This window comes from Ruegeria sp. BF7, from assembly GCF_056538605.1.
On record NZ_JBQFTM010000010.1, the window covers coordinates 1 to 19855 of the forward strand.

At 60.8% G+C, this 19855-nt stretch carries 21 protein-coding genes; 12 read left to right on the forward strand and 9 right to left on the reverse strand.

What is annotated here, in order from left to right; translation table 11 throughout:
• The first annotated feature begins 107 nt into the window (after positions 1-107).
• From pta to ACR0IK_RS17320, 7 genes are all read left to right on the forward strand, one after another.
• Positions 108-1130 carry a phosphate acetyltransferase gene (gene pta, locus ACR0IK_RS17290; protein ID WP_480642446.1) on the forward strand — a complete coding sequence of 341 codons (1023 nt, stop codon included), beginning with the start codon at positions 108-110 and terminating at the stop codon, positions 1128-1130.
• Positions 1131-1200: 70 nt separating this feature from the next.
• Complete coding sequence (locus ACR0IK_RS17295; protein ID WP_480593958.1) at positions 1201-2232, forward strand: YeiH family protein; 1032 nt, start codon at positions 1201-1203, stop codon at positions 2230-2232.
• A gap of 27 nt (positions 2233-2259) precedes the next feature.
• A complete protein-coding gene (locus ACR0IK_RS17300; RefSeq protein ID WP_480642448.1) occupies positions 2260-5079 on the forward strand; it encodes a molybdopterin oxidoreductase family protein in 2820 nt (939 codons plus the stop codon).
• On the forward strand, positions 5076-5825 hold the full coding sequence (locus ACR0IK_RS17305) for a 4Fe-4S dicluster domain-containing protein (protein ID WP_480593960.1): 750 nt from the start codon (positions 5076-5078) through the stop codon (positions 5823-5825). The genes ACR0IK_RS17300 and ACR0IK_RS17305 overlap by 4 nt, the downstream gene beginning before the upstream one ends.
• Positions 5825-6712 carry a dimethyl sulfoxide reductase anchor subunit family protein gene (locus ACR0IK_RS17310; protein ID WP_480642449.1) on the forward strand — a complete coding sequence of 296 codons (888 nt, stop codon included), beginning with the start codon at positions 5825-5827 and terminating at the stop codon, positions 6710-6712. Before ACR0IK_RS17305 ends, ACR0IK_RS17310 begins: the two co-directional genes overlap by 1 nt.
• 108 nt (positions 6713-6820) lie before the next feature.
• Positions 6821-7282, forward strand: coding sequence for a carboxymuconolactone decarboxylase family protein (locus ACR0IK_RS17315; RefSeq protein ID WP_480642451.1), 462 nt, complete (start codon positions 6821-6823; stop codon positions 7280-7282).
• Positions 7279-8172: a sigma-70 family RNA polymerase sigma factor gene (locus ACR0IK_RS17320; protein WP_480642452.1), complete on the forward strand. Its 894-nt coding sequence runs from the start codon at positions 7279-7281 to the stop codon at positions 8170-8172. Before ACR0IK_RS17315 ends, ACR0IK_RS17320 begins: the two co-directional genes overlap by 4 nt.
• A 24-nt stretch (positions 8173-8196) precedes the next feature.
• Here the strand turns inward: ACR0IK_RS17320 and dapA are convergent, their stop codons facing one another.
• Complete coding sequence (gene dapA, locus ACR0IK_RS17325; protein ID WP_480642453.1) at positions 8197-9069, reverse strand: 4-hydroxy-tetrahydrodipicolinate synthase; 873 nt, start codon at positions 9067-9069, stop codon at positions 8197-8199.
• Between the two features lie 133 nt (positions 9070-9202).
• Between dapA and ACR0IK_RS17330 the strand changes: the two genes are divergently transcribed.
• Complete coding sequence (locus tag ACR0IK_RS17330; protein WP_480642454.1) at positions 9203-11167, forward strand: lytic transglycosylase domain-containing protein; 1965 nt, start codon at positions 9203-9205, stop codon at positions 11165-11167.
• On the opposite strand, the gene ACR0IK_RS17335 is transcribed toward ACR0IK_RS17330, so the two are convergent.
• Both ACR0IK_RS17335 and mnmC2 read right to left on the reverse strand, forming a co-directional pair.
• Complete coding sequence (locus ACR0IK_RS17335; protein ID WP_480642455.1) at positions 11141-12010, reverse strand: DMT family transporter; 870 nt, start codon at positions 12008-12010, stop codon at positions 11141-11143. The genes ACR0IK_RS17330 and ACR0IK_RS17335 overlap by 27 nt on opposite strands.
• Entirely contained in the window at positions 12007-12672 is a 666-nt protein-coding gene (gene mnmC2, locus ACR0IK_RS17340) for a tRNA (5-methylaminomethyl-2-thiouridine)(34)-methyltransferase MnmC2 (RefSeq protein ID WP_480593969.1), read from the reverse strand. Before mnmC2 ends, ACR0IK_RS17335 begins: the two co-directional genes overlap by 4 nt.
• Positions 12673-12721: 49 nt before the next feature.
• Between mnmC2 and ACR0IK_RS17345 the strand changes: the two genes are divergently transcribed.
• Positions 12722-13762, forward strand: coding sequence for an NAD(P)/FAD-dependent oxidoreductase (locus ACR0IK_RS17345; RefSeq protein ID WP_480642456.1), 1041 nt, complete (start codon positions 12722-12724; stop codon positions 13760-13762).
• Here ACR0IK_RS17345 and ACR0IK_RS17350 read toward each other — a convergent pair.
• The 4 genes from ACR0IK_RS17350 to ACR0IK_RS17365 form a co-directional block, all read right to left on the reverse strand.
• Complete coding sequence (locus tag ACR0IK_RS17350) at positions 13754-14554, reverse strand: HTD2 family dehydratase (RefSeq protein WP_480642457.1); 801 nt, start codon at positions 14552-14554, stop codon at positions 13754-13756. The genes ACR0IK_RS17345 and ACR0IK_RS17350 overlap by 9 nt on opposite strands.
• A 38-nt stretch (positions 14555-14592) precedes the next feature.
• Positions 14593-15135 carry an NADPH-dependent FMN reductase gene (locus ACR0IK_RS17355; protein WP_480642458.1) on the reverse strand — a complete coding sequence of 181 codons (543 nt, stop codon included), beginning with the start codon at positions 15133-15135 and terminating at the stop codon, positions 14593-14595.
• 115 nt (positions 15136-15250) lie between these two features.
• On the reverse strand, positions 15251-15922 hold the full coding sequence (locus ACR0IK_RS17360; protein ID WP_480642459.1) for a YiaD family glycine zipper/OmpA-like lipoprotein: 672 nt from the start codon (positions 15920-15922) through the stop codon (positions 15251-15253).
• 118 nt (positions 15923-16040) lie between these two features.
• Complete coding sequence (locus tag ACR0IK_RS17365) at positions 16041-16733, reverse strand: helix-turn-helix transcriptional regulator (RefSeq protein ID WP_480642460.1); 693 nt, start codon at positions 16731-16733, stop codon at positions 16041-16043.
• 102 nt (positions 16734-16835) lie between these two features.
• On the opposite strand from ACR0IK_RS17365, the gene ACR0IK_RS17370 reads away from it, so the two are divergent.
• Positions 16836-17021 (forward strand): hypothetical protein, encoded by a 186-nt coding sequence (locus ACR0IK_RS17370; protein ID WP_480593975.1) that lies wholly within the window; start codon positions 16836-16838, stop codon positions 17019-17021.
• 3 nt (positions 17022-17024) lie between these two features.
• On the opposite strand, the gene ACR0IK_RS17375 is transcribed toward ACR0IK_RS17370, so the two are convergent.
• On the reverse strand, positions 17025-17672 hold the full coding sequence (locus ACR0IK_RS17375; protein WP_480642462.1) for an RluA family pseudouridine synthase: 648 nt from the start codon (positions 17670-17672) through the stop codon (positions 17025-17027).
• A gap of 97 nt (positions 17673-17769) precedes the next feature.
• Between ACR0IK_RS17375 and ACR0IK_RS17380 the strand changes: the two genes are divergently transcribed.
• On the forward strand, positions 17770-18180 hold the full coding sequence (locus tag ACR0IK_RS17380; protein WP_480642464.1) for a nuclear transport factor 2 family protein: 411 nt from the start codon (positions 17770-17772) through the stop codon (positions 18178-18180).
• Between the two features lie 2 nt (positions 18181-18182).
• Positions 18183-18887, forward strand: a complete 705-nt coding sequence (locus ACR0IK_RS17385) for an SGNH/GDSL hydrolase family protein (protein ID WP_480593979.1) — start codon at positions 18183-18185, stop codon at positions 18885-18887.
• Here ACR0IK_RS17385 and rarD read toward each other — a convergent pair.
• Entirely contained in the window at positions 18878-19783 is a 906-nt protein-coding gene (gene rarD, locus ACR0IK_RS17390) for an EamA family transporter RarD (protein ID WP_480642465.1), read from the reverse strand. The genes ACR0IK_RS17385 and rarD overlap by 10 nt on opposite strands.
• Between the last annotated feature and the right edge of the window lie 72 nt (positions 19784-19855).

Below are 19855 nucleotides of genomic sequence, written 5' to 3' on the forward strand. Positions count from 1 at the left end.
AACCAGGAACTGGGCGAGCCCTTCCGTCGTGACGCGATGAAAAAACCGGTCGCAGTCGCCGGTATCAGCGAAAACGATATGACACCACAGGCCGGAGCGTAATCCGAGTGAAACCTCTGCGCGCCATTCTCGGGACTGCAAGCGCCTCTGACAAGATCATCGCCTTAGCCGAGGGCGATGATCCCCGTGTTGTCGAAGGCGCGGTCATGGCTGTGAAAGAGAACGTTGCGCGGATTATTCTGATTGGCAGCAAGGCCGAAGTCTCGGCCTTGCTGGACACGCATGAAAGCTATGATCGCGAACGGATCAAAATTTACGATCCTGCCCACTCTTCACTGACACCCGAACTTGCACAAGCGCTGTATGAACGGCGCAAACACAAGGGAATTTCGCTTGACCAGGCGCGGCAACAGATCACAAACCGTCTGAATTTTGCCGCCATGCTGGTGCAGCAGAGCATTGCAGACGGCACTGTCGGCGGCGCGGTTGAAACCACGTCAGACACCGTGCGTGCCGCGTTGCAGATCATCGGCACAGCCCCGGATGCCGCCATGGTCTCCAGCTTTTTTCTGATGCTGTTCTGCAAGGACCATCACGAGGTCAAGGGCGCACGCATCTTTGCCGATTGCGGTCTGGTCGTTGACCCCAGCGCACAGGAAATGGCCGAGATCGCCCGCGCCTCGGCCGCGTCCTACGAGACCCTGACCGGTGAAACCGCGCGCGTGGCAATGCTGTCCTTTTCCACCTCCGGCAGCGCCCAACATGCCAAAGTTTCCAAGGTCGTCGAGGCCACGCAAATTGCGCGCGATAGGGACCCAACGCTGCTGATCGACGGAGAGCTGCAGTTCGATGCCGCCTTCGTGCCCGAGGTCGCGGCCAAGAAAGCCTCCGATTCGCCGCTGAAGGGTGAGGCGAATGTCTTTGTCTTTCCCAATCTGGATGCCGGAAACCTGGGATACAAAATCGCCCAGCGCATTGGCAGGGTCGAGGCGATCGGCCCGGTCCTGCAGGGGCTGGCCAAACCCGCAAACGACCTGTCGCGCGGATGTTCCGCCGAAGACATTCTGCACATGATCGCCGTGACGGCCGTGCAGGCTCAACATGCCGAGTCCAAGCCGGAGACGTGTTGACCCGATCACCAAAGACCCCTGGCGGCTTGTCTGCCGATACCGTAGTTTTTCAAGAAGGCCTGTTGGGTAGATGCTGGCAAAGACCGAGCTTACGTCTCTTTTCGGCGCAAACGCCGCCCGGACGATCCGCACCCTGTTTCCCGGCGTGCTGGTGGCTATGACCGTTGCCGCGACGGCCAAGTTCCTGTCCGAGCACTATGCCACCCCCGCCATGCTGATGGCGCTGTTGCTGGGCATCGCGCTCAGCTTTCTGGGGGAAGAGGGTAAAACCGTGCCTGGCATCGGCTTTGCCGCGAAATCGCTGTTGCGGCTGGGCGTGGCGCTTTTGGGCGTGCGGGTTTCGATGACGTTGATGATGGGGCTGGGCTGGGACCTGATCGCATTGGTCGTTGGTGGTGTTCTGGCCACGATCGCATTTGGCCTGCTGATCGCGCGGTTCTTTGGACATAAGTGGCGCTTTGCCTTTTTGACCGCGGGTTCGGTTGCGATCTGCGGTGCCTCTGCCGCAATGGCAATCAGCGCCATCCTGCCCAAGGACGAGCGGTCCGAGGAACGGCTGATCTTTACCGTTCTGGGTGTCACCGTGCTGTCGACTATTGCTATGATCGCCTACCCCATCCTGGTGCGCACGCTGGGCATGAGCGACGTGGCAGGCGGCGTGTTCCTGGGCGGCACGATCCACGACGTGGCGCAGGTTGTTGGCGCGGGATTCTCGATTTCGGAACAGACCGGCGACACCGCGACGCTGGTGAAGCTATTCCGCGTGGCCATGCTGGCTCCGGTGGTTCTGGTCGCCTCGCTGATAATCCGCAGTGTCGCCGACATGGATGAGGCAGGCCAACGCCCGCCGATCCTGCCCAGCTTTGTCGTGGGCTTTCTGGTTTTGGCTGGGGCCAGCTCATTCGGTCTGATTCCGCCGTTCATTTCGGAACTGCTCAGCCAAACCTCGCGCTGGCTGTTGCTGATCGCCATCGCGGCGGTCGGCATGAAGACCAACCTGAAGCAAATCCTGTCGGTCGGCGGCGCTGCAATCGCCCTGATCGTCGTGGAAACTCTTTTTATTGCAGGAGTTATCCTCGCCGGAATAACATTCCTGACCTGATACGCTGACCCGACAGAAGGACGCCAGATGACCATCCAGCAACCGAAGATCGACACCAGCCCCAAAGTCTCGGACGAGGTCCGGCGCACCACCTGTTACATGTGCGCCTGTCGCTGTGGCATCAACGTGCATATGAAGGACGGCAAGGTCGCCTATATCGAAGGCAACCGCGACCATCCGGTGAACAAGGGCGTTCTCTGCGCCAAAGGATCGGCAGGGATCATGCAGGTCAACGCGCCATCCCGCCTTCGCAAGCCGCTGCTTCGGGTCGGGCCGCGCGGTTCGGGTGAGTTTCGTGAGATCGAATGGGATGAGGCGATCAGCACCGCCGTCGGCTGGCTGAACGAGTTGCACGAGACCGCACCGCAGAAACTGGCCTTCTTCACTGGCCGCGATCAAAGCCAGAGCTTCACATCGTTCTGGGCACAGAATTTCGGCACGCCCAACTACGCGGCCCATGGCGGGTTCTGCTCGGTCAACATGGCCGCTGGCGGCATCTATACCATGGGTGGCGCCTTCTGGGAGTTCGGCCAGCCCGACTGGGAGCATACCAAACTGTTCATGCTGTTCGGTGTGGCCGAAGACCATGACAGCAACCCGATCAAGATGGGTATCGGCAAGATCAAGGCACGCGGCGCGCGGGTGATCGGCGTAAACCCGATCCGCTCGGGCTATAACGCCGTCGCTGATGACTGGGTCGGGATCACCCCCGGCACTGATGGGCTGTTCATCCTGTCGCTGATCCATGTGCTGATGAAGGCGGGCAAGATCGATCTCGACTACCTCAGCCGCTACACCAACGCGCCGGTTCTGGTGAACGCCGCCGAAGGGTCCGAAAAGGGCCTGTTCCTGCGCAACGCCGATGGCAAGCCGCTGGTCATCGATCGCGTGACAGGTGAGCCGACGGCTTTTGACAAGCCGGGTGTCCGCCCTGATCTGTCGACCACGTATGAAAAAGACGGCGTCACCCACCGCCCTGTTTTCCACCTGATGGCCGAGAAGTACCTGTCCGACGAGCATTCACCCGAAAACGTGGCCGATCGCTGCGGTATCCCAGCCCAACGCATCCGTGCCATCGCCGCCGAAATCGCCCGCGTCGCCTTTGAAGAGGCCTTCGAACTGGACCACGAGTGGACCGATTTCCGGGGTGAAACACATTCAAAAATGACAGGCCGCCCGGTCAGCTTTCACGCCATGCGCGGGATTTCGGCCCATGCCAACGGATTTCAGACCTGCCGGGCGCTGCATGTGCTACAGATCCTGCTCGGAACGGTTGAAGTCCCCGGTGGCTTCCGTTTCAAACCGCCCTACCCCAAACCGATAGAGGCACACCCCAGCCCGCACGGAGACCGTCGGCCCGGGCGCCCGCTGGAAGGTCCGCATCTGGGATTTGTGCGTGGCCCCGAAGACCTGCTGATCGACGATTGCGGCACGCCACAGCGCATCGACAAGGCATTCACTTGGGAGAACCCCATGTCCGCCCACGGGCTGATGCACATGGTGATCTCGAACGCCGCCGCAGGTGATCCTTACAAGATCGATACGCTGTTCATGTACATGGCGAACATGTCATGGAACTCCTCCATGAACACCAAGGGTGTGATGGAGATGCTGACCGCCCGCAACGAAGACGGAAAATACGTCATCCCCAAGATCATCTATTCCGATGCCTATTCTTCGGAAATGGTGGCTTATGCCGACCTTGTCCTGCCCGACACCACCTATCTGGAACGGCACGACTGTATTTCTCTGCTGGATCGCCCGATCTGCGAGGCTGACGCCGCCGCCGACGCGATCCGCTGGCCGGTGGTCGAACCCGACCGCGACGTGCGCGGGTTCCAGTCGGTGCTGATCGAACTGGCTAACCGCATGAGCCTCCCGGGATTCACCAACGAAGACGGCACGCCCAAGTGGCAGGACTATGCCGACTATATCGTCAACCATCAGCGCAAGCCGGGCATCGGCCCGCTGGCCGGGTTCCGGGGTGAAAACGGTGAAAAAGAAGGCCGCGGAGAAGTCAACCCTGACCAGCTGAACCGCTATATCGAAAACGGCGGCTTCTACGTTGCGCATATCCCCGAAGGCGCGGATTACTACAAGCCGTGGAACGCTGCCTATCAGGATTGGGCCGTGGGAATGGGCATCTATGACAGCCCGCAACCCTACCTGTTCCAGCTCTATTCCGAACCGATGCGAAAGTTCCAGCTGGCCGCTGAAGGCCACGGAGATCGCCAGCCCCCTGAGCACTTGCGCCAGCGCGTCAAGGACACCATGGACCCGCTGCCGATCTGGTACGAAACCGATCAGCAAGGCAATGAGGGCTTTACGGTCAACGCCCTGACCCAACGTCCGATGGCGATGTATCACAGCTGGGGCACCCAGAACGCGTGGCTGCGCCAGTTGCACGGGCGCAACCCGTTATATGTCCCGACAAAACTGATGCGTGAGCACGGGCTGAGCGACGGCGACTGGGCGAAGGTCAGCTCTCCACACGGGGAAATCACCGTTCCGGTCATGGAGATGGCAGCGCTGAACGACAACACCGTCTGGACATGGAACGCCATCGGCAAACGCAAAGGCGCCTGGGCCCTGCAGGAGGATGCGCCGGAGGCCACCAAGGGCTTCCTGCTGAACCACCTGATCCACGAGCTGCTACCGCCAAAAGGCGACGGGCAACGCTGGGCCAACTCGGACCCGATCACCGGACAGGCCGCATGGTTCGACCTGAAAGTGAAAATCGAAAAAGCCGAGGCCCCGAGTGACGCGGAAAGCCAGCCCGAGTTTGGTCCGATCAAGTCACCCGTTGGCACCGGTCCGAAAGATCTGGCGTGGAAGGTAGGCAAATGACTCAGCTCCCCCAATCCACCGAACGCAAAATGGGTCTGGTCATCGACCTGGATACCTGTGTCGGCTGCCATGCCTGCGTGATCTCATGCAAAGGCTGGAACACCGAGAACTACGGCGCGCCGCTGTCGGATCAGGACGCCTATGGCGGTAACCCATCGGGCACCTTCCTGAACCGTGTGCATTCCTACGAGGTAACACCTGAACAGGGTCACGCCCAACTGATCCACTTCCCCAAGTCGTGCCTGCATTGCGAGGACGCGCCCTGTGTCACCGTTTGCCCAACCGGGGCCAGCTACAAAAGGGTCGAAGACGGCATCGTTCTGGTCAATGAAAGCGACTGTATCGGCTGCGGCCTTTGCGCTTGGTCCTGCCCCTATGGCGCGCGTGAACTGGACGTGGCCGAAGGTGTGATGAAAAAATGCACCCTCTGCGTCGACCGTATCTATAACGAAAACCTGCCCGAAGTGGACCGCGTCCCCTCTTGCGTCCGTACCTGCCCCGCTGGAGCACGTCATTTCGGTGATCTTGGCGACCCCGACAGCGATGTCAGCAAACTGGTGGCCGAGCGCGAGGGCATGGACCTGATGCCTGAAATGGGCACCAAACCCGTCAACAAGTACCTGCCGCCACGGCCCAAGGATCAGATCGAGGACCAGATCGACATTCTGGCACCCCTGCTTGCCCCGGTCGCCGAAGAGCCCAAAGGCTTCCTAGGCTGGCTCGACAAAACTCTGGAGAAGCTCTGATGCATCCGGCCCCATCTGTCATCATCTTCACAACCTGTTCCGGGCTGGGCTTCGGCCTGCTGTTTTTCCTTGGCCTCGGCCAACCCGCGGTAACCGGTTTCGTCGCGTTCGTATTCTACCTCATCGCCTACGCTCTGGCGGTGGGCGGCCTGCTCGCCTCAACCTTCCACCTTGGACACCCGGAACGTGCCTGGAAAGCGTTCAGCCAATGGAAATCCAGCTGGCTCAGCCGGGAGGGGGTCTGCGCCGTTGCTGCACTGCTTGTCATGGGGCTTTATGCCCTTGGTGCCGTGTTCATGGGCAGCCATTGGACCGTTTTGGGGTGGGTCGGAGCACTGCTCAGTCTGGCCACCGTGTTTACCACCTCGATGATCTATACACAGCTCAAGACAGTCCCGCGTTGGAACATGAACCTGACACCGGCACTGTTTCTGTCTTTCAGCCTTGCAGGGGGTGCTCTATTGGCCGGGGTCGAAGCCTTGGCTCCCTGGCTGTTGGCCATCGCTGGGGCCGTGCAGCTTGCCTATTGGGCTAAGGGCGACGGCGCATTGACCCGGTCTGGCACCACCTTGGGCACCGCAACCGGGTTGGGAGGCCGAGGCACCGTTCGTGCGTTTGAACCGCCACACACGGGAACCAACTATCTGCTGCGAGAATTCGTCCACGTCGTCGGGCGCAAACATGCACAGAAACTGCGTGCGATTTCTTTTGGCTTGGCCTTTGTCTTCCCGTTGCTGTTGATCCTGATCCCGGTCTCGGGGGTCGCGATCAAACACATCCTTGCACTGCTTGCCGTACTGTCACATCTGACCGGCGTCGTAGCCTCGCGGTGGCTTTTCTTCGCGCAAGCTGAACACGTGGTGGGGCTATATTACGGCAAGCGCTGAAAACGGTAGAAAGAGCCTCGGGAGTGAGGCTCTTTTTCTTTGCACCGTGTCACAAACCCGGTGACTCGTGCGTCCTGTTTTTGTTCAATACCCAAACAGGAGAAATCGATGTCCCCCCGGATCAATCACTTTGCCCTTGCACCCGACCTGTTGCAGCCCATGCTCGACATGGAGGAACGACTGCGCGCGTCCGAACTGGAACATAGCCTGATCGAGCTTGTGAAACTCAGAGTTTCTCAGGTCAATGGATGTGCCTATTGCATTCACATGCATACGCATGACGCGCGCGCAAACGGAGAAACCGAAGACCGCTTACACCTGCTGAACGCCTGGCATGAATCGTCGCTGTTTTCGGAGCGCGAACGCGCGGCGTTGATCTGGGCTGAAACGCTCACCCGGATCGAAACCAGCCGTGCACCTGACGATGTTTATCGGGTAGTTGCTGCGCAGTTTTCGGAGCGGGACCTAATCACACTGACCCTTGTGACCACCACAATCAATACCTGGAACCGTCTGGCCATTGGGTTTGCGATTCCACACCCTGAAAGCAAAAAGGCCACGGCTGCGTGACCCGTACGATCCCTCTGCCCAAAGATCGGGCATTTGTCGAAATGCAACCGCGTCTTTTCGCGGTTGCATATCATATGCTTGGATCAGTCAGCGATGCCGAGGATATCGTTCAGGAAGCTTACCTGCGCTGGCAGCGCGTCGACACCGAGCAGGTGCGCGACACCACAGGATATCTCATCCGCGTGGTTTCCAGGCTTTGCCTCGATCATCTACGCGCGGCCCGGGCCACGCGTGAGGCTTACCCCGGAGAATGGTTGCCAGAACCGCTGGTTACGGAAGACGCGACAGAACGATTGGACCGCGATGTTTCTGTTGCGCTCTTGATGGCTTTGGAGCGTTTGTCGCCTCTGGAACGCGCTGCATTCCTTTTGCATGACGTATTCGAACATACCTATTCCGACTTGTCTGATACGCTAAACCGCAGCCAGAGCAGCTGTCGCCAACTCGTCAGCCGTGCCAGAAAGCATGTTGAGCACGTCAAGCCCCGTGCAAGCGTCACGCGTGAGCACGGCGAAGAACTGGCCAAGGCGTTTTTTGACGCAGCAAAAAGTGGCGACACAAGAAACCTGACCAACCTGTTGGCACGGGATGTGCAATTGCACACGGATGGTGGCGGTAAAATCATCGCAACACTGAACCCGATTTACGGGCGGGATAAAGTCATTCGGTTTTTCGCGGGGCTGGCGCGGAAAGCCACTGCCGATCAGACCTATTCCGCAACCTTCTGTTGGCTGAATGGACTACCGGCAGTAATCAACAAAGAACCGGCGGGGTCAATGCAGGCGACCTCGCTAAAGATAGAAAAGGGTAAGATCGCAGCCATCTATGTGGTTCGCAATCCCGAGAAGACCCAACATCTGGAAAAACTGCTGGCAGACAGGGCCCGCTGATATCAACAGGCCCCGGCTAATGACTCAGAGCAGCCCCGCATGCTCCATTGCAGCGTCGATGGCGGCCATTGTGCTGTCGTCCAACGCGGTCAGGGGCGACCGGACTTCGGTGCTGCACAGGCCCAGCTTGCTGAGCGCGTATTTGGCGCCAACCAGACCCGGCTCAATAAAGATCGCTTCGTGCAGCGGCATCAGACGGTCCTGATACGCCAGCGCCTTGGTGTAGTCGCCCGCCAGCGTCGCCTGCTGGAATTCGGCACATAGCTTCGGCGCAACGTTTGCGGTGACCGAAATGCAGCCGACGCCACCATGCGCGTTGAAGCCCAGCGCGGTGGCGTCCTCGCCCGACAGTTGACAGAAGTCGGGCCCACACGAGGCACGTTGCTGACTGACGCGGGCCAAGTCGCCTGTTGCGTCCTTCACGCCAACGATGCGTGGCAGCTCGGCCAGCTCTCCCATCGTTGCGGGAGTCATGTCGATCACTGACCGGCCAGGGATGTTGTAGATGATGATTGGGATATCGGCGCAATCATGCAGCGCGCGGAAATGCGCGATCAACCCCTTTTGGGTGGGCTTGTTGTAGTACGGCGTCACAACCAGCGCCGCATCCGCACCGATCCGTTCTGCGAATCGCACGAAGCGGATCGCTTCGACCGTGTTGTTCGAGCCCGCACCCGCGATAACCGGCACTCGACCGGCGGCGGCTTTGACAACCTCTTCCACAACGGTTTCGTGCTCTTCATGGCTGAGCGTCGGGCTTTCACCGGTGGTGCCTACGGGAACCAGCCCGGTCGAACCTTCTTGAATCTGCCATTCCACCAAGTGTTTGAGCGTCTTCAGGTCCAACTCGCCGTTTGTGAACGGGGTGACGAGGGCTGGCATTGAGCCTTTGAACATGACACGCTCCTTGGTGTGCGGTTAGTAATTTTTGCGCCTCGGGCCATCACAATCGTCACGATGTGAGTTGATCCCGGCGGCGCAAGGTTTATCCTGAGTGGCTGTATCCTTGGTTGGTTGGGAAATGCAAGGCATGACACGCGTTCTGGCGCTTTTGATAGCGGTGATTCTGGGGTCAATCGGGCAAGCGCGGGCTGACGCCGCGGGCGATCTGCGCGCCGGGATGAATGAAATGCGCAAGGGCGACTGGAATGCGGCCCTGCGTGTGTCGGGCAAGCGGGGGTCCGTCAGCCGCGATATCATCGTTTGGCACTGGCTGCGGCAGGGCTTTGGCAGCTCGGGAGATGTGCTTGTGTTTCTGGACCGCCGTCCGGACTGGCCCGGGCTGGCCTGGCTGCGACACAAAAGCGAGCCTGCGTTCACCGGTGCCGATCCTGACCGGGTGATGAAATTCTATGCCGGCAATCGGCCGCAAACAGCGGAAGGTGCGCTGAACTATGCCGTCGCGCTGAAGGCTAAGGGGCATCCGGGCGATGCCGAAGCCGATATCGTGGCCGCCTGGCGCACTATGCCGATGGGGTCGGGGCTGCAAAAGGACTACCTTGAGAATTTCGGCAAGCTGCTGAAACCCCATCACGCCGCCCGGCTGGACCGAATGCTGTGGGATGGGCACCATGTCAGCGCCGGGCAGATGTTGCCCTTGGTCAGCGCCGATCAGCGCAAGCTGGCCGAGGCGCGGATTGCCCTGCAAAAACGCCAGCCCGGTGTGGATAACAAGGTCGCCGCGGTTCCGAAGGCGCTGGTCGAATCTCCGGGTCTGGCTTTTGACCGGTTTGTCTGGCGCGACAAGAAGGAACTGGACGACAGCGCGATTGACCTGATGCTGGCACGTTCAACCGGACCGGATGCGCTGGGTGAGCCGGACAAATGGGCCGAGGGCCGCCGCCGTCTGGCGCGGCTTGAGATGCGCAATGGCGACGCCAGCCGTGCCTACAAGATCGCTGCCAGCCACCACATGACACCCGAGATGGGTTACGCCTATGCGGATCTGGAATGGCTGGCCGGGTTCCTTGCGCTGCGCAAGCTGAATGATCCCGCCACGGCGGTGCGGCATTTCCAGAACTTCTCGGGCGCAGTGGAATCGCCGATCTCGAAAGGGCGCGGCGGCTATTGGCTCGGCCGGGCCTATGCGGCTCAGGGGGAGGCTGACAAAGCCTATGACGCCTATGCGATGGGCGCAGACTATCAAACCTCTTTCTATGGCCTGCTGGCAGCCGAACGGATCGGACGGCCCTTCGACGGTGAACTGGCCAATCCGCGCCGGGCACCGCATTGGAAACAGGCCGATTTCGCCAACTCAAGCGTATTGGAAGCCGGACTGCTGTTGCTGCGCGCCGGGGAAAAAAACTTGTCCGAGCGTTTCCTGACCCATCTGGTCGAAGAGCTTGACCCGGTGCAAGCCACACAGTTGGGCGATCTGGTGATCGAACTGAAAGAGCCTCATCTGGCGGTGATGATTGCCAAGCGCGCGGCCAAAACCGGCGTTGTTTTGCCCGCTGCCTATTACCCGATGCATCCGGTGGCCGATATGGGCCTGCCTATGGCGAAAGAAATGACACTGGCCATCGCCCGCCGCGAAAGTGAGTTCGACCCTGTGGTCGTCAGCGGTGCCGGCGCACGCGGGTTGATGCAGGTAATGCCGGCCACAGCCAAGCTGGTGGCCAAGGAACTGGGCATCCTCAGCGGTCACAAGACGTTGAAATTGACTTCGGACTGGCAATACAACGCCAAGCTGGGCGCAAATTACCTCTCGGGTCTGGCAGCTGATTTCAACGGCAATGTGGTGATGATGGCCGCAGGGTATAACGCTGGACCGCGCCGCCCGATCTCTTGGATGGAGCGCTATGGTGACCCCCGCGCCGGTGAGATTGACGTGGTCGACTGGATTGAGACCATCCCCTTCAGCGAAACCCGCAATTACGTGATGCGGGTGGCCGAAAGCCTTCCGGTCTATCGTGCCCGTTTGGGTCAGCCCGCTTTGCCGGTTCCTTTCTCGCAGGAGTTGGTCGGCTCAACCCTGGCTTCGTTCGCGCCATAGGGTGAACAGGCCCGCAGCCACAACCAATGCGGCCCCGATGACAACTGCGGGCCGCAACGCCTCACCAAAGACCAAGATGCCGAGGGTGGCGCTCCAGACCAGATGGAAATAGGCAAAGGGCTGTACGGCGCTGGCCTCGGCCATTTCATAGCATTTGATCAACAGCCAGTGGCCCAGAACGCCGCTGACACAGAGCAGCGCCATCCACACCCAATCCGCGCGCGCCATCGGTTCCCAGAACCACATTCCCACCAGTGTCATCGCGACGGCCCCGGCAATGCCGGTCCAGAAAAAACTGGTGGCCGAACTGTCCTTGCGGGCAACATAGCGGGTCAGCAAACCATAAACCGCGAACATCAGCGCGGAAATCAGTGGCAGGATGGCCCAAGGGTTAAACACGCCAACACCCGGTTGCAGGATGATCAGAACGCCGATGCAGCCCACTCCGATCGCCACCCAGCGCCGCCAGCCGACCTGCTCGCCCAGCACCGGCCCGCTGAGTGCCGCGACCAGCAGCGGATAACAGATGAACACGGCCATGCTGTCGATCAAACCCAGCGCCGTGAAGGCATAAACGGCGACGCAAATCTCAGCCGCCAACAAGAGGCCACGGAAGACTTGAAGCCCAAGCTGGCTGGTTCGGGTGGCAGCCACCAAGCCTCCGGGAGAACGCGCGGCCAGCGCAATCACGAAGGCCGCGAAAAACCAGTAGCGGATCATCACCACCATGTAGGTGTTGTATGTTCCCGCCAGATGGCGCGAGATGCCGTCCTGCAGGGCAAACACAATTGTCGCCGCGATCATCAGCGCGATGCCCACGCGGGAGTTGTTCTGCTGCGTCATTCCTGGATAGCCCGGGTCATATGGCGTTTGTGGCCGAAACCGGGAGTACGGGTGACAGTAAAGCCCGCACCCTCCAAACCGCGCCGCACAAACCCAGCGGCAGTATACGTGGCCGCCGTACCGCCAGCCACCGTGTGGTCGGCCACCTGCTGCATCAGGTCCGCCCCCCAGAGTTCGGGGTTCTTGGCTGGCGAAAACCCGTCCAGAAACCAGGCATCAGCCTCGCCTTCCCATGCGGGCAGCGTTTGACGCGCGTCGCCTTCGATCACCTCAAGATGCAGGGTGCCCAGATTACACCGACCGCCCTGCCATCGATCCAGAAAACGGTCGGTCCAAGGCGCAAGTTCCGGAAAGGCCGCCAGCGCACGGGACATGTCGTCGGCCACCATCGGGAAAGCCTCAAAACTGGTGAAGCTCAGGGGGGCGGTTTGGCCAGCCCTCTCCCACTCAGACCACACGGTTAGCATATTCAGACCGGTGCCGAACCCCAGTTCGGCAATGTGAAACCCCGGCGCAAACCGCGCGGGCAGGTCATTGCCCGCCAGAAACACGTGTCGCGTCTCTTCCAGCCCGTTCTGCAGTGAGAAATACGGATCATCGAAACGGTCCGAGACCGGAATCTGATCCTCGGTCCATGTCAGTTCAGCGCGCTGGTCTGCCATCGGGGAATCCTGTAGCTAAGCGGCGCGACACTGAACAAGGAAAAGGGGAATGGCAATGGTCGATGTAACGGTGCGCGGTGCGGGCATCTTTGGCCTGTCCATCGCCTGGACCTGCGCCCGACGTGGCGCAAAAGTGCAGGTCGTCGATCCGTATGGTGCCGGTTCAGGCTCCAGCAGCGGGTTGGTCGGTGCGCTGGCCCCGCATGTACCCGAGAACTGGAACGCCAAGAAAGCCTTTCAGTTCGACAGCCTGATCATGGCCGAACCGTTCTGGAAGCAGGTCGAAGCCACCGGCGGCGTTTCCCCCGGTTACGCGCGGTTGGGCCGGTTGCAACCCATTGCTGACGCTCGCACGCTGGAGCTTGCCCATGCGCGCGCGGAAACCGCTGCCGAGCTGTGGCAGGGGCGCGCCGAATGGAGGGTTGTAGCTGCCGAGGCCCTCGGTTCGTGGTGCCCGCCCAGCCCGACCGGTTTCGTAATCCACGACACGCTAAGCGCGCGAATGCACCCCCGCCGCGCCTGTGCCGCGCTGGTGTCGGCATTGGCAGTGATGGGAGTGGACGTGGTGGCGGAAGCGCCGGACCGGGGTCAGGTCGTTCATGCCACCGGTCTGGCTGGGTTGCAGGAGTTGAGCCAGGCCTTTGGCAAAACCGTCGGCAATGGCGTTAAGGGACAGGCCGCGCTGCTGCGTTTTGATGCGGGTGAAGTGCCGCAGCTGTTTGCCGATGCGATCCACATCGTGCCCCATGCCGATCGAACCCTTGCTATCGGTTCGACCTCAGAACGCGACTACGACGACCCGTCCAGCACGGATGCCGCGCTGGACGACGTGCTGGATCGCGCCACGCGGGCGGTGCCTGTGCTGCACGGCGCCGAGGTGATCGAACGGTGGGCCGGCGTGCGCCCCCGCAGCAAAAGCCGCGCCCCGATGCTGGGTGCACATCCGTTGCATCAGGGGCAGTTCATCGCCAATGGTGGCTTCAAGATTGGTTTCGGCATGGCCCCAAAACTGGCCGAGGTCATGACCGATCTGGTGCTGGACGGGCGCGACACGATCCCCGACGATTTCCGGCCCGAGGCCTCACTCTGATGAAGACACAGCCTCAGCCAACATGCATTGCCGACCATCTGGGCCACGTACCCACAGGGTTTGCCCGTTCCGACACAGTGTCGCGGTTTCGAAATGCATCAGCGGCGCGGTTGCCCGGAACGAGAACTTCGCCAAAGGCCCCATAGCGTCTTCCGCATACAGCATCAGGTGCTGCGCCAGCAACGGGCCGTGCACGACCAGCCCGGCATAGCCCTCGACATCGCGGGCATAGTCCAGATCATAGTGGATACGGTGGCCGTTGAAGGTCAGCGCCGAATAGCGGAACAGCAAAGTGCTGTCAAAAGTGACCGTGCACAGGTCTGTCTCGTCCGTGCGCGCAAGGGGCGGAACCGGTTTGACCTCATCAGGCGATGGATCCTGACGGTAGACCAGATCCTGCCATTCGGTCAGGCACAGCGTATCACTCTGCCAAACCTCGTGGCGCAGCGTAACAAATCCCAATGGCCCGGTGCGTCCCGTTTTCGAAGTCGCTTTTTCACAGACCGAGCGGCGCTCGGCCCCTGCCCCCGCGATCAGAGGCGTGTGGAAGTGCAGGCGGCCGCCCGCCCACATGCGACGGGGCAGGCCCATATCGGGGATCAGACTGCCCCCCACCTTCGGATGCCCATCGCGGCCCAAACGCTCGGGCGGCTGGGGCAACCAGAAATAGAGTTGGTGAAAGAACGGCGGCAGCGCCGCCCCCGCCATTATCGTTGCGTCCAGCCCCAACGCCACCTGCAATGCGGCAGCACGGGCCGGGTCGATCACATCAGATTGAATTTCATCTGCCATGGCGGCAGATTAAGCGGCCCGGAGAGGGTCAACAAGCGTTAGAACCCTGCCTCAGTTCGCAGCTTCTCCATCAGGGTCCGCAAGCTGCTTTCGTAGTGGTCGCTGGTCAGTTTCCCCTGCTCGTCGAACTCGTTCGAGCTGTCAGCCAGATGGATTTCCGGCCCCTGCAGGATGCGCGGCTGGAACGGCACCATACAGCTGCGCAGAACCATCTGCGCACGTTCACCGCCCGCACGGCCAGCTGCCGCCGACATCACGGCAACCGGTTTGTCTGCCCACGGGCGACCATTGGTCCGGCTGACCCAGTCCAGCGCGTTTTTAAGAACGCCAGACGGTCCTTTGTTGTATTCCGGCGTTGAGATGATCACCGCATGGGCCTGCGCGATTTGTTCAGCCAGCGTTTGAACCGCCTGTGGAATGCCCTCGCCCGCTTCCAGATCACCGTCATAGAGCGGCAGATTCAGATCGGCCTCGATATGGGTGCCGGGGTTGAACAGCCGCGCGGCCTCGCGAAGCAGTTTGCGGTTGGTGGCATTTTGGCGCAACGAGCCTGAAAGGCTCAGCAGGATCGGTTCAGACATCAGGAAACTCCGTCTTGGTGTTTCCCAATAGCTAGCCCAAAGGCCGCACGCGCCAAAGCCCAGTTGACGCGCAGTCAATGTGCGAAAAAGGGCACCCGCAGGTGCCCCCTTCACATTAAACGCTACCGTTCGGAATGATCTCGATATCGACCCGGCGGTTGCGGGCCTTGCCCTCGGGCGTCAGGTTCGACGCGGCTGGTCGGTTCTCACCCAGGCCTACTGTGCTGATCCGGGCACTGCTGACACCATTGGCCTGCAGGATATCCGCCACCGACCGGGCACGGCGTTCGGACAAGGCCTGATTATACGACGCCTCGCCATCGCTGTCGGTATGGCCGACGACCTGGACGCTCGAATTGGGATACCGCGTCAGGTTCTGGCCCACTCTCTCCAGATCAGCCCGCAGCGCCGGGCGCACGGTCGCGCTGTCGGTGTCAAAGGAGATATCATTCGGCACGGTGACAATCAGACGGTCGCCCGCATTGGTGACGGTGATGCCCTGATTGGCCAGTTGCTGACGCAGCTCGGCCGCTTGACGGTCCAGCTGATTGCCGATCAAACCGCCACCGGCGGCACCGACCGCAGCCCCGGCCAATGCACCCAGACCCGGGTTCGAGTTATTGGCAATCGCGCCAACTCCGGCCCCTACTAGACCACCCAAAATCGCGCCTTGTTTCGCGTTCTGGTTGGGATCGGCTGGCAGGTTCAGCGTGCCGGGATCTGTACAGGCCCCCAGAAACAAGGCCGAGCACAGCCCGGCGGACAATACAAATTTGGAATTCGTCATGATATCACCTTCTGCTCCGGCACCCGTTTACCGGGCGCATATTGTTTGGTGCAGTTTATCGCGCTGCTTGCAGGCGTTCTCAAGCAACAATCCGGTGAAATCGGCGAATACCCGCCGCCTAGGAGGCCCGTGCCGAGGCATCCCAGTGGTTCTGTTCCTGCCAGATCGCGCGCAGGGGTTCGCCCTGCCCGCAAAAGTGATCCTTGGTCAACTCGCACGCCCAGATTCGGTCGGTGCGGAAATGGCGGAACCCGTTCCGTAACTCACACCAGGCGGCCAGCAAGGTGCATTCGATGTGATAGATCAGCGCTACAGGCCGGACGATCCGTTCGGTTCGTTCCCCTTCGGCGTTTTCGTAGGTGATGCGAATCTTGCGTTCGTCCCGGATTGCCTCGCGATAGTTCACCACGGGTACGCAGCCTTTTTCGGGGTCGTCCATTGGGGCACCCCACGGCGCGACTTGCAGCCAGTCGGTCGGCACGCGCAAAGCTTCGATCTTGCGACACACCCGGTCAGCAGCCTGTTGCAACGTACTGTCCCCGGTGCGCGCCAGCATCGACAGGCCGACCCACAGCGCCTCGACCTCCTCGGCATCAAAATTCAATGGCGGCAGGTCATAACCGCGCCGCATCAGGTAACCAACACCGGCCTCACCCTCGATCGGGGTGCGTTGCGCCTGCAGGGCTGCGATATCGCGATAGACCGTGCGCGCGGACACTTCGAGCTTTTCTGCCAATGCATCCGCCGTCACTGGCGCGTCGGCCGAACGCAAAATCTGGATGATTTCAAACAGGCGGGTGGAACGGCGCATGGGGGTCTCCGGTTGATCTGCTGACACTCTAGCACACCCCCCTGACAAGGTGGTGTCAGGAGTGATGCGCAAAGCTGGTGATCGGAGAAAAGGAGATCCCCCATGCCAAGCCTCGACAATCACGTGATGATGACCCTGAAACTGGGTCCTTGGGCGCAGGATCACACCTTGCGCAGCTTTGAAATCGAGCGCGAGATCATGGCCGCCCGCCAACCCTGCACCCCGCGCAAACGCCGCTGGCGTTTTTCGCTGGGTAACCTGAAGATGCTGTGGACCAGTAGCGCCTAAGATTCAGAAATCCGCCTTGGCGCGGAACTTCATCGAATCCCCGCCCTCGGGGCTCTTCAGGCGCAGCTCCTCGGAATGAAGCATCAGCCGCGGGAAATCCCGGGCCGCCCCATCGGCATAGAACGGGTCACCCAGGATAGGGTGGCCCAGCGCCTGCATGTGAACCCGCAATTGATGCGACCGACCCGTTTTGGGGAACAGGCGCATGCGGGTCGTTTCGCCCTCGTGTTTGACAACTCTCCAGTCGGTGACAGCGGGCTTTCCGGTCTCATGACACACCTTCTGGCGCGGACGGTTGGGCCAATCCACGATCAGCGGCAGGTTAACGGCACCAGTCTTTTCTTCAACCCGTCCCCAGACCCGCGCCACATAGATTTTGCGGGTTTGGCGGTTCTCGAACTGCATACTCAGATGGCGTTGTGCATGGGGGGTCTGGGCAAAGACCATCACACCCGAGGTATCCCGGTCCAGCCGGTGCACCAGCAACGTCTGCGGAAAGGCCGCCTGTACCCGCGACAGCAGGCAATCGGCCAAGTGCTCGCCCCGCCCCGGCACTGACAACAGGCCCGAGGGTTTGTTCACCACTATCAGCTGCGCGTCCTCATACAGAACGTCCAGAGGGGTGTTCGGGGGATCATAGGTCTCGCTCATGCGCGCCTGCCTATCGCAGCGCGCGACCTCCCGCAACGTCGGGCTTGCCTGAACGAAACAGTTCAGCAACTCTGCCCTCAAAGCGGAAGGAGAATCCATGCACCCCACGATCGAACGCATGCAGGAGGTGGTCGCCAAAGGCGATGAGAGCTTGATCCATGAAGTACTGGCCGAGGATGTGCGCTTTTCCCCACCCACCTATTACAGCACCTGGACCGGGCGCGAACCGGTGGCGGCCGTGCTGGGCCACGTGGGGCAGGTATTCTCAGATTTCCGCTATCGCCGTGTGATGGGTGAGGGCAAGGACTGGGCGCTGGAATTCCAGTGCAAGGTCGGAGATCTGGACGCTGTGGGGGTCGATCTGATCAAGCTGAACGATGACGGGCTGATTCAGGAGTTTGAAGTCGTCATGCGCCCCTACAAAACCATCGGCGCCCTGCGCGAGGCGATGATGGCGCGCGTCATGACCGACCCGCGGTTCCTTGAATACAAGAACGCGCTCAGCTGACCATGCCTGTCGCCGCCGACCAGCTGTTGCGTGTGCCGTTGCTGCCGGTTCTGGCGGTTCAAGGCCTGTCGGTGCGCCGCAATGCTCAACTTTTGCCGGAACCCAGTGGCCCGCGCCAGGGGCGCGTGGGACGAGGGCCGAGACGGCGTCTTCTGATCGCAGGCGACAGTTCCGCCGCAGGGGTTGGCGCGGGGACGCAGGCACAAGCTCTGTCTGGCTATCTCGTGGCACAGCTGGCCAAGCACTATACGGTTGAATGGCGGCTTGAGGCCACGACCGGACATACAACACAGGACACGATCGATCGACTAAGCGGCTTGACCGGCCAGTTCGATATGGCCATCACTGCGCTCGGCGTTAATGACGTGACACGCGGTGTGACACGCCAAAAGTTCATCGCCCACCAAACCCAATTGCTGGATCTTTTGACCGGTCACCTGCGCGCGCGACGGCTGGTGGTCACGGCCGTGCCGCAGATGAACCTGTTCCCAGCACTGCCGCAGCCGCTGGCCTGGGTACTGGGACGGCAGGCCGCGCGGTTGGATCGCGGTTTGCAGCAGGTTGCGGCCAGCTTTCCGCAGGCACGACATCTGCAACTGGATTTGCCCAACGACCCGGCCCTCGCCGCGCCGGATGGCTACCACCCCAGCCCAAAAACCTATGCCATTTGGGCCGAAGAGGCCGCACGCCTCTTGCGTCAGGCCTGAGCCCGCATCTGCCGGATCATCGGGATCGAATAGACCACCAACGCCGTCCAGATCAGCGGAAACGCGATCATGCGCCCCCGGTCGATCTGCTCACCAAATACGGTGATGGCTGTGATGAAAATCATGGTCGGCGCGATGTATTGCAGGATACCCATGGTCGACAGCCGCACCAGTTTCGCCCCGTTGGCATAAACCAGCAGCGGCACCGCCGTCACAACGCCTGCACAAGCCAGCAGCATAGTGTCGGTTGCCCCCACACCGAAATGCCCGGTGCCCTTCAAACCCAGCCACGTGACGTACATCAGCGCTGGGATTAGCAGGATCACAACTTCAAGCAGAAACCCCTGATTTGGACCAATAGGCAGCGACCGCTTGAAAAACGCGTAGAAACCCCAGCTGATCATCAGACCCAGCGCCGCCCACGGCAGGCTTCCTGCCTCGACCACCAAAACCAGCACCCCTAACGCTGCAATTGCCACTGCTGCCAGTTGGATTTTCGTCAAAGGCTCACGCAACAGAACCGCGCCCAAAGCAATACTGAACAGCGGGTTGATGTAATAACCCAGCGCCGCATCCAAAGCCCGGTCATTGGCAATCGCCCAGACGTAAATCGCCCAGTTCACCGAAATCAGAGCCGCCGTTATGCAAGCCATCCCCAACATCTTTGGGTTCACCAGCGCCGCTTTTAAATCGCGCGTGCGCCCCAAGGCCACCAGCAACAGCCCCGCCACCGGAACCGACCAGATGATGCGGTGCGAAACGACCTCAATCGGCCCCACATGAGACACCGTCTTCATATATAGCGGCAGAAAACCCCACAGGACATAGGCCGTCACGGCCAATGCCAACCCTTTGGGCGTATCTGCATTGTTGGGCGGTACAGGAGTGTCTGCCACGGCGGGTCTCCGACTGATACCGGATCTCTCTACGGCAAATCAGACCGGGTTGGAAACTACGAAAACTGTGAA

What these genes read in the sequence shown, in the direction of transcription:
- ACR0IK_RS17335 (WP_480642455.1), bottom strand. Translation starts at nt 12,010, where the DNA reads ATGACGCAGCAGAACAACTCCCGCGTGGGCATCGCGCTGATGATCGCG.
- ACR0IK_RS17345 (WP_480642456.1), top strand. Translation starts at nt 12,722, where the DNA reads ATGGCAATGGTCGATGTAACGGTGCGCGGTGCGGGCATCTTTGGCCTG.
- dapA (WP_480642453.1), bottom strand. Translation starts at nt 9,069, where the DNA reads ATGTTCAAAGGCTCAATGCCAGCCCTCGTCACCCCGTTCACAAACGGC.
- ACR0IK_RS17375 (WP_480642462.1), bottom strand. Translation starts at nt 17,672, where the DNA reads ATGAGCGAGACCTATGATCCCCCGAACACCCCTCTGGACGTTCTGTAT.
- ACR0IK_RS17310 (WP_480642449.1), top strand. Translation starts at nt 5,825, where the DNA reads ATGCATCCGGCCCCATCTGTCATCATCTTCACAACCTGTTCCGGGCTG.
- ACR0IK_RS17305 (WP_480593960.1), top strand. Translation starts at nt 5,076, where the DNA reads ATGACTCAGCTCCCCCAATCCACCGAACGCAAAATGGGTCTGGTCATC.
- ACR0IK_RS17365 (WP_480642460.1), bottom strand. Translation starts at nt 16,733, where the DNA reads ATGCGCCGTTCCACCCGCCTGTTTGAAATCATCCAGATTTTGCGTTCG.
- ACR0IK_RS17315 (WP_480642451.1), top strand. Translation starts at nt 6,821, where the DNA reads ATGTCCCCCCGGATCAATCACTTTGCCCTTGCACCCGACCTGTTGCAG.
- ACR0IK_RS17360 (WP_480642459.1), bottom strand. Translation starts at nt 15,922, where the DNA reads ATGACGAATTCCAAATTTGTATTGTCCGCCGGGCTGTGCTCGGCCTTG.
- ACR0IK_RS17355 (WP_480642458.1), bottom strand. Translation starts at nt 15,135, where the DNA reads ATGTCTGAACCGATCCTGCTGAGCCTTTCAGGCTCGTTGCGCCAAAAT.
- ACR0IK_RS17330 (WP_480642454.1), top strand. Translation starts at nt 9,203, where the DNA reads ATGACACGCGTTCTGGCGCTTTTGATAGCGGTGATTCTGGGGTCAATC.
- ACR0IK_RS17380 (WP_480642464.1), top strand. Translation starts at nt 17,770, where the DNA reads ATGCACCCCACGATCGAACGCATGCAGGAGGTGGTCGCCAAAGGCGAT.
- ACR0IK_RS17295 (WP_480593958.1), top strand. Translation starts at nt 1,201, where the DNA reads ATGCTGGCAAAGACCGAGCTTACGTCTCTTTTCGGCGCAAACGCCGCC.
- mnmC2 (WP_480593969.1), bottom strand. Translation starts at nt 12,672, where the DNA reads ATGGCAGACCAGCGCGCTGAACTGACATGGACCGAGGATCAGATTCCG.
- ACR0IK_RS17350 (WP_480642457.1), bottom strand. Translation starts at nt 14,554, where the DNA reads ATGGCAGATGAAATTCAATCTGATGTGATCGACCCGGCCCGTGCTGCC.
- ACR0IK_RS17370 (WP_480593975.1), top strand. Translation starts at nt 16,836, where the DNA reads ATGCCAAGCCTCGACAATCACGTGATGATGACCCTGAAACTGGGTCCT.
- ACR0IK_RS17385 (WP_480593979.1), top strand. Translation starts at nt 18,183, where the DNA reads ATGCCTGTCGCCGCCGACCAGCTGTTGCGTGTGCCGTTGCTGCCGGTT.
- ACR0IK_RS17300 (WP_480642448.1), top strand. Translation starts at nt 2,260, where the DNA reads ATGACCATCCAGCAACCGAAGATCGACACCAGCCCCAAAGTCTCGGAC.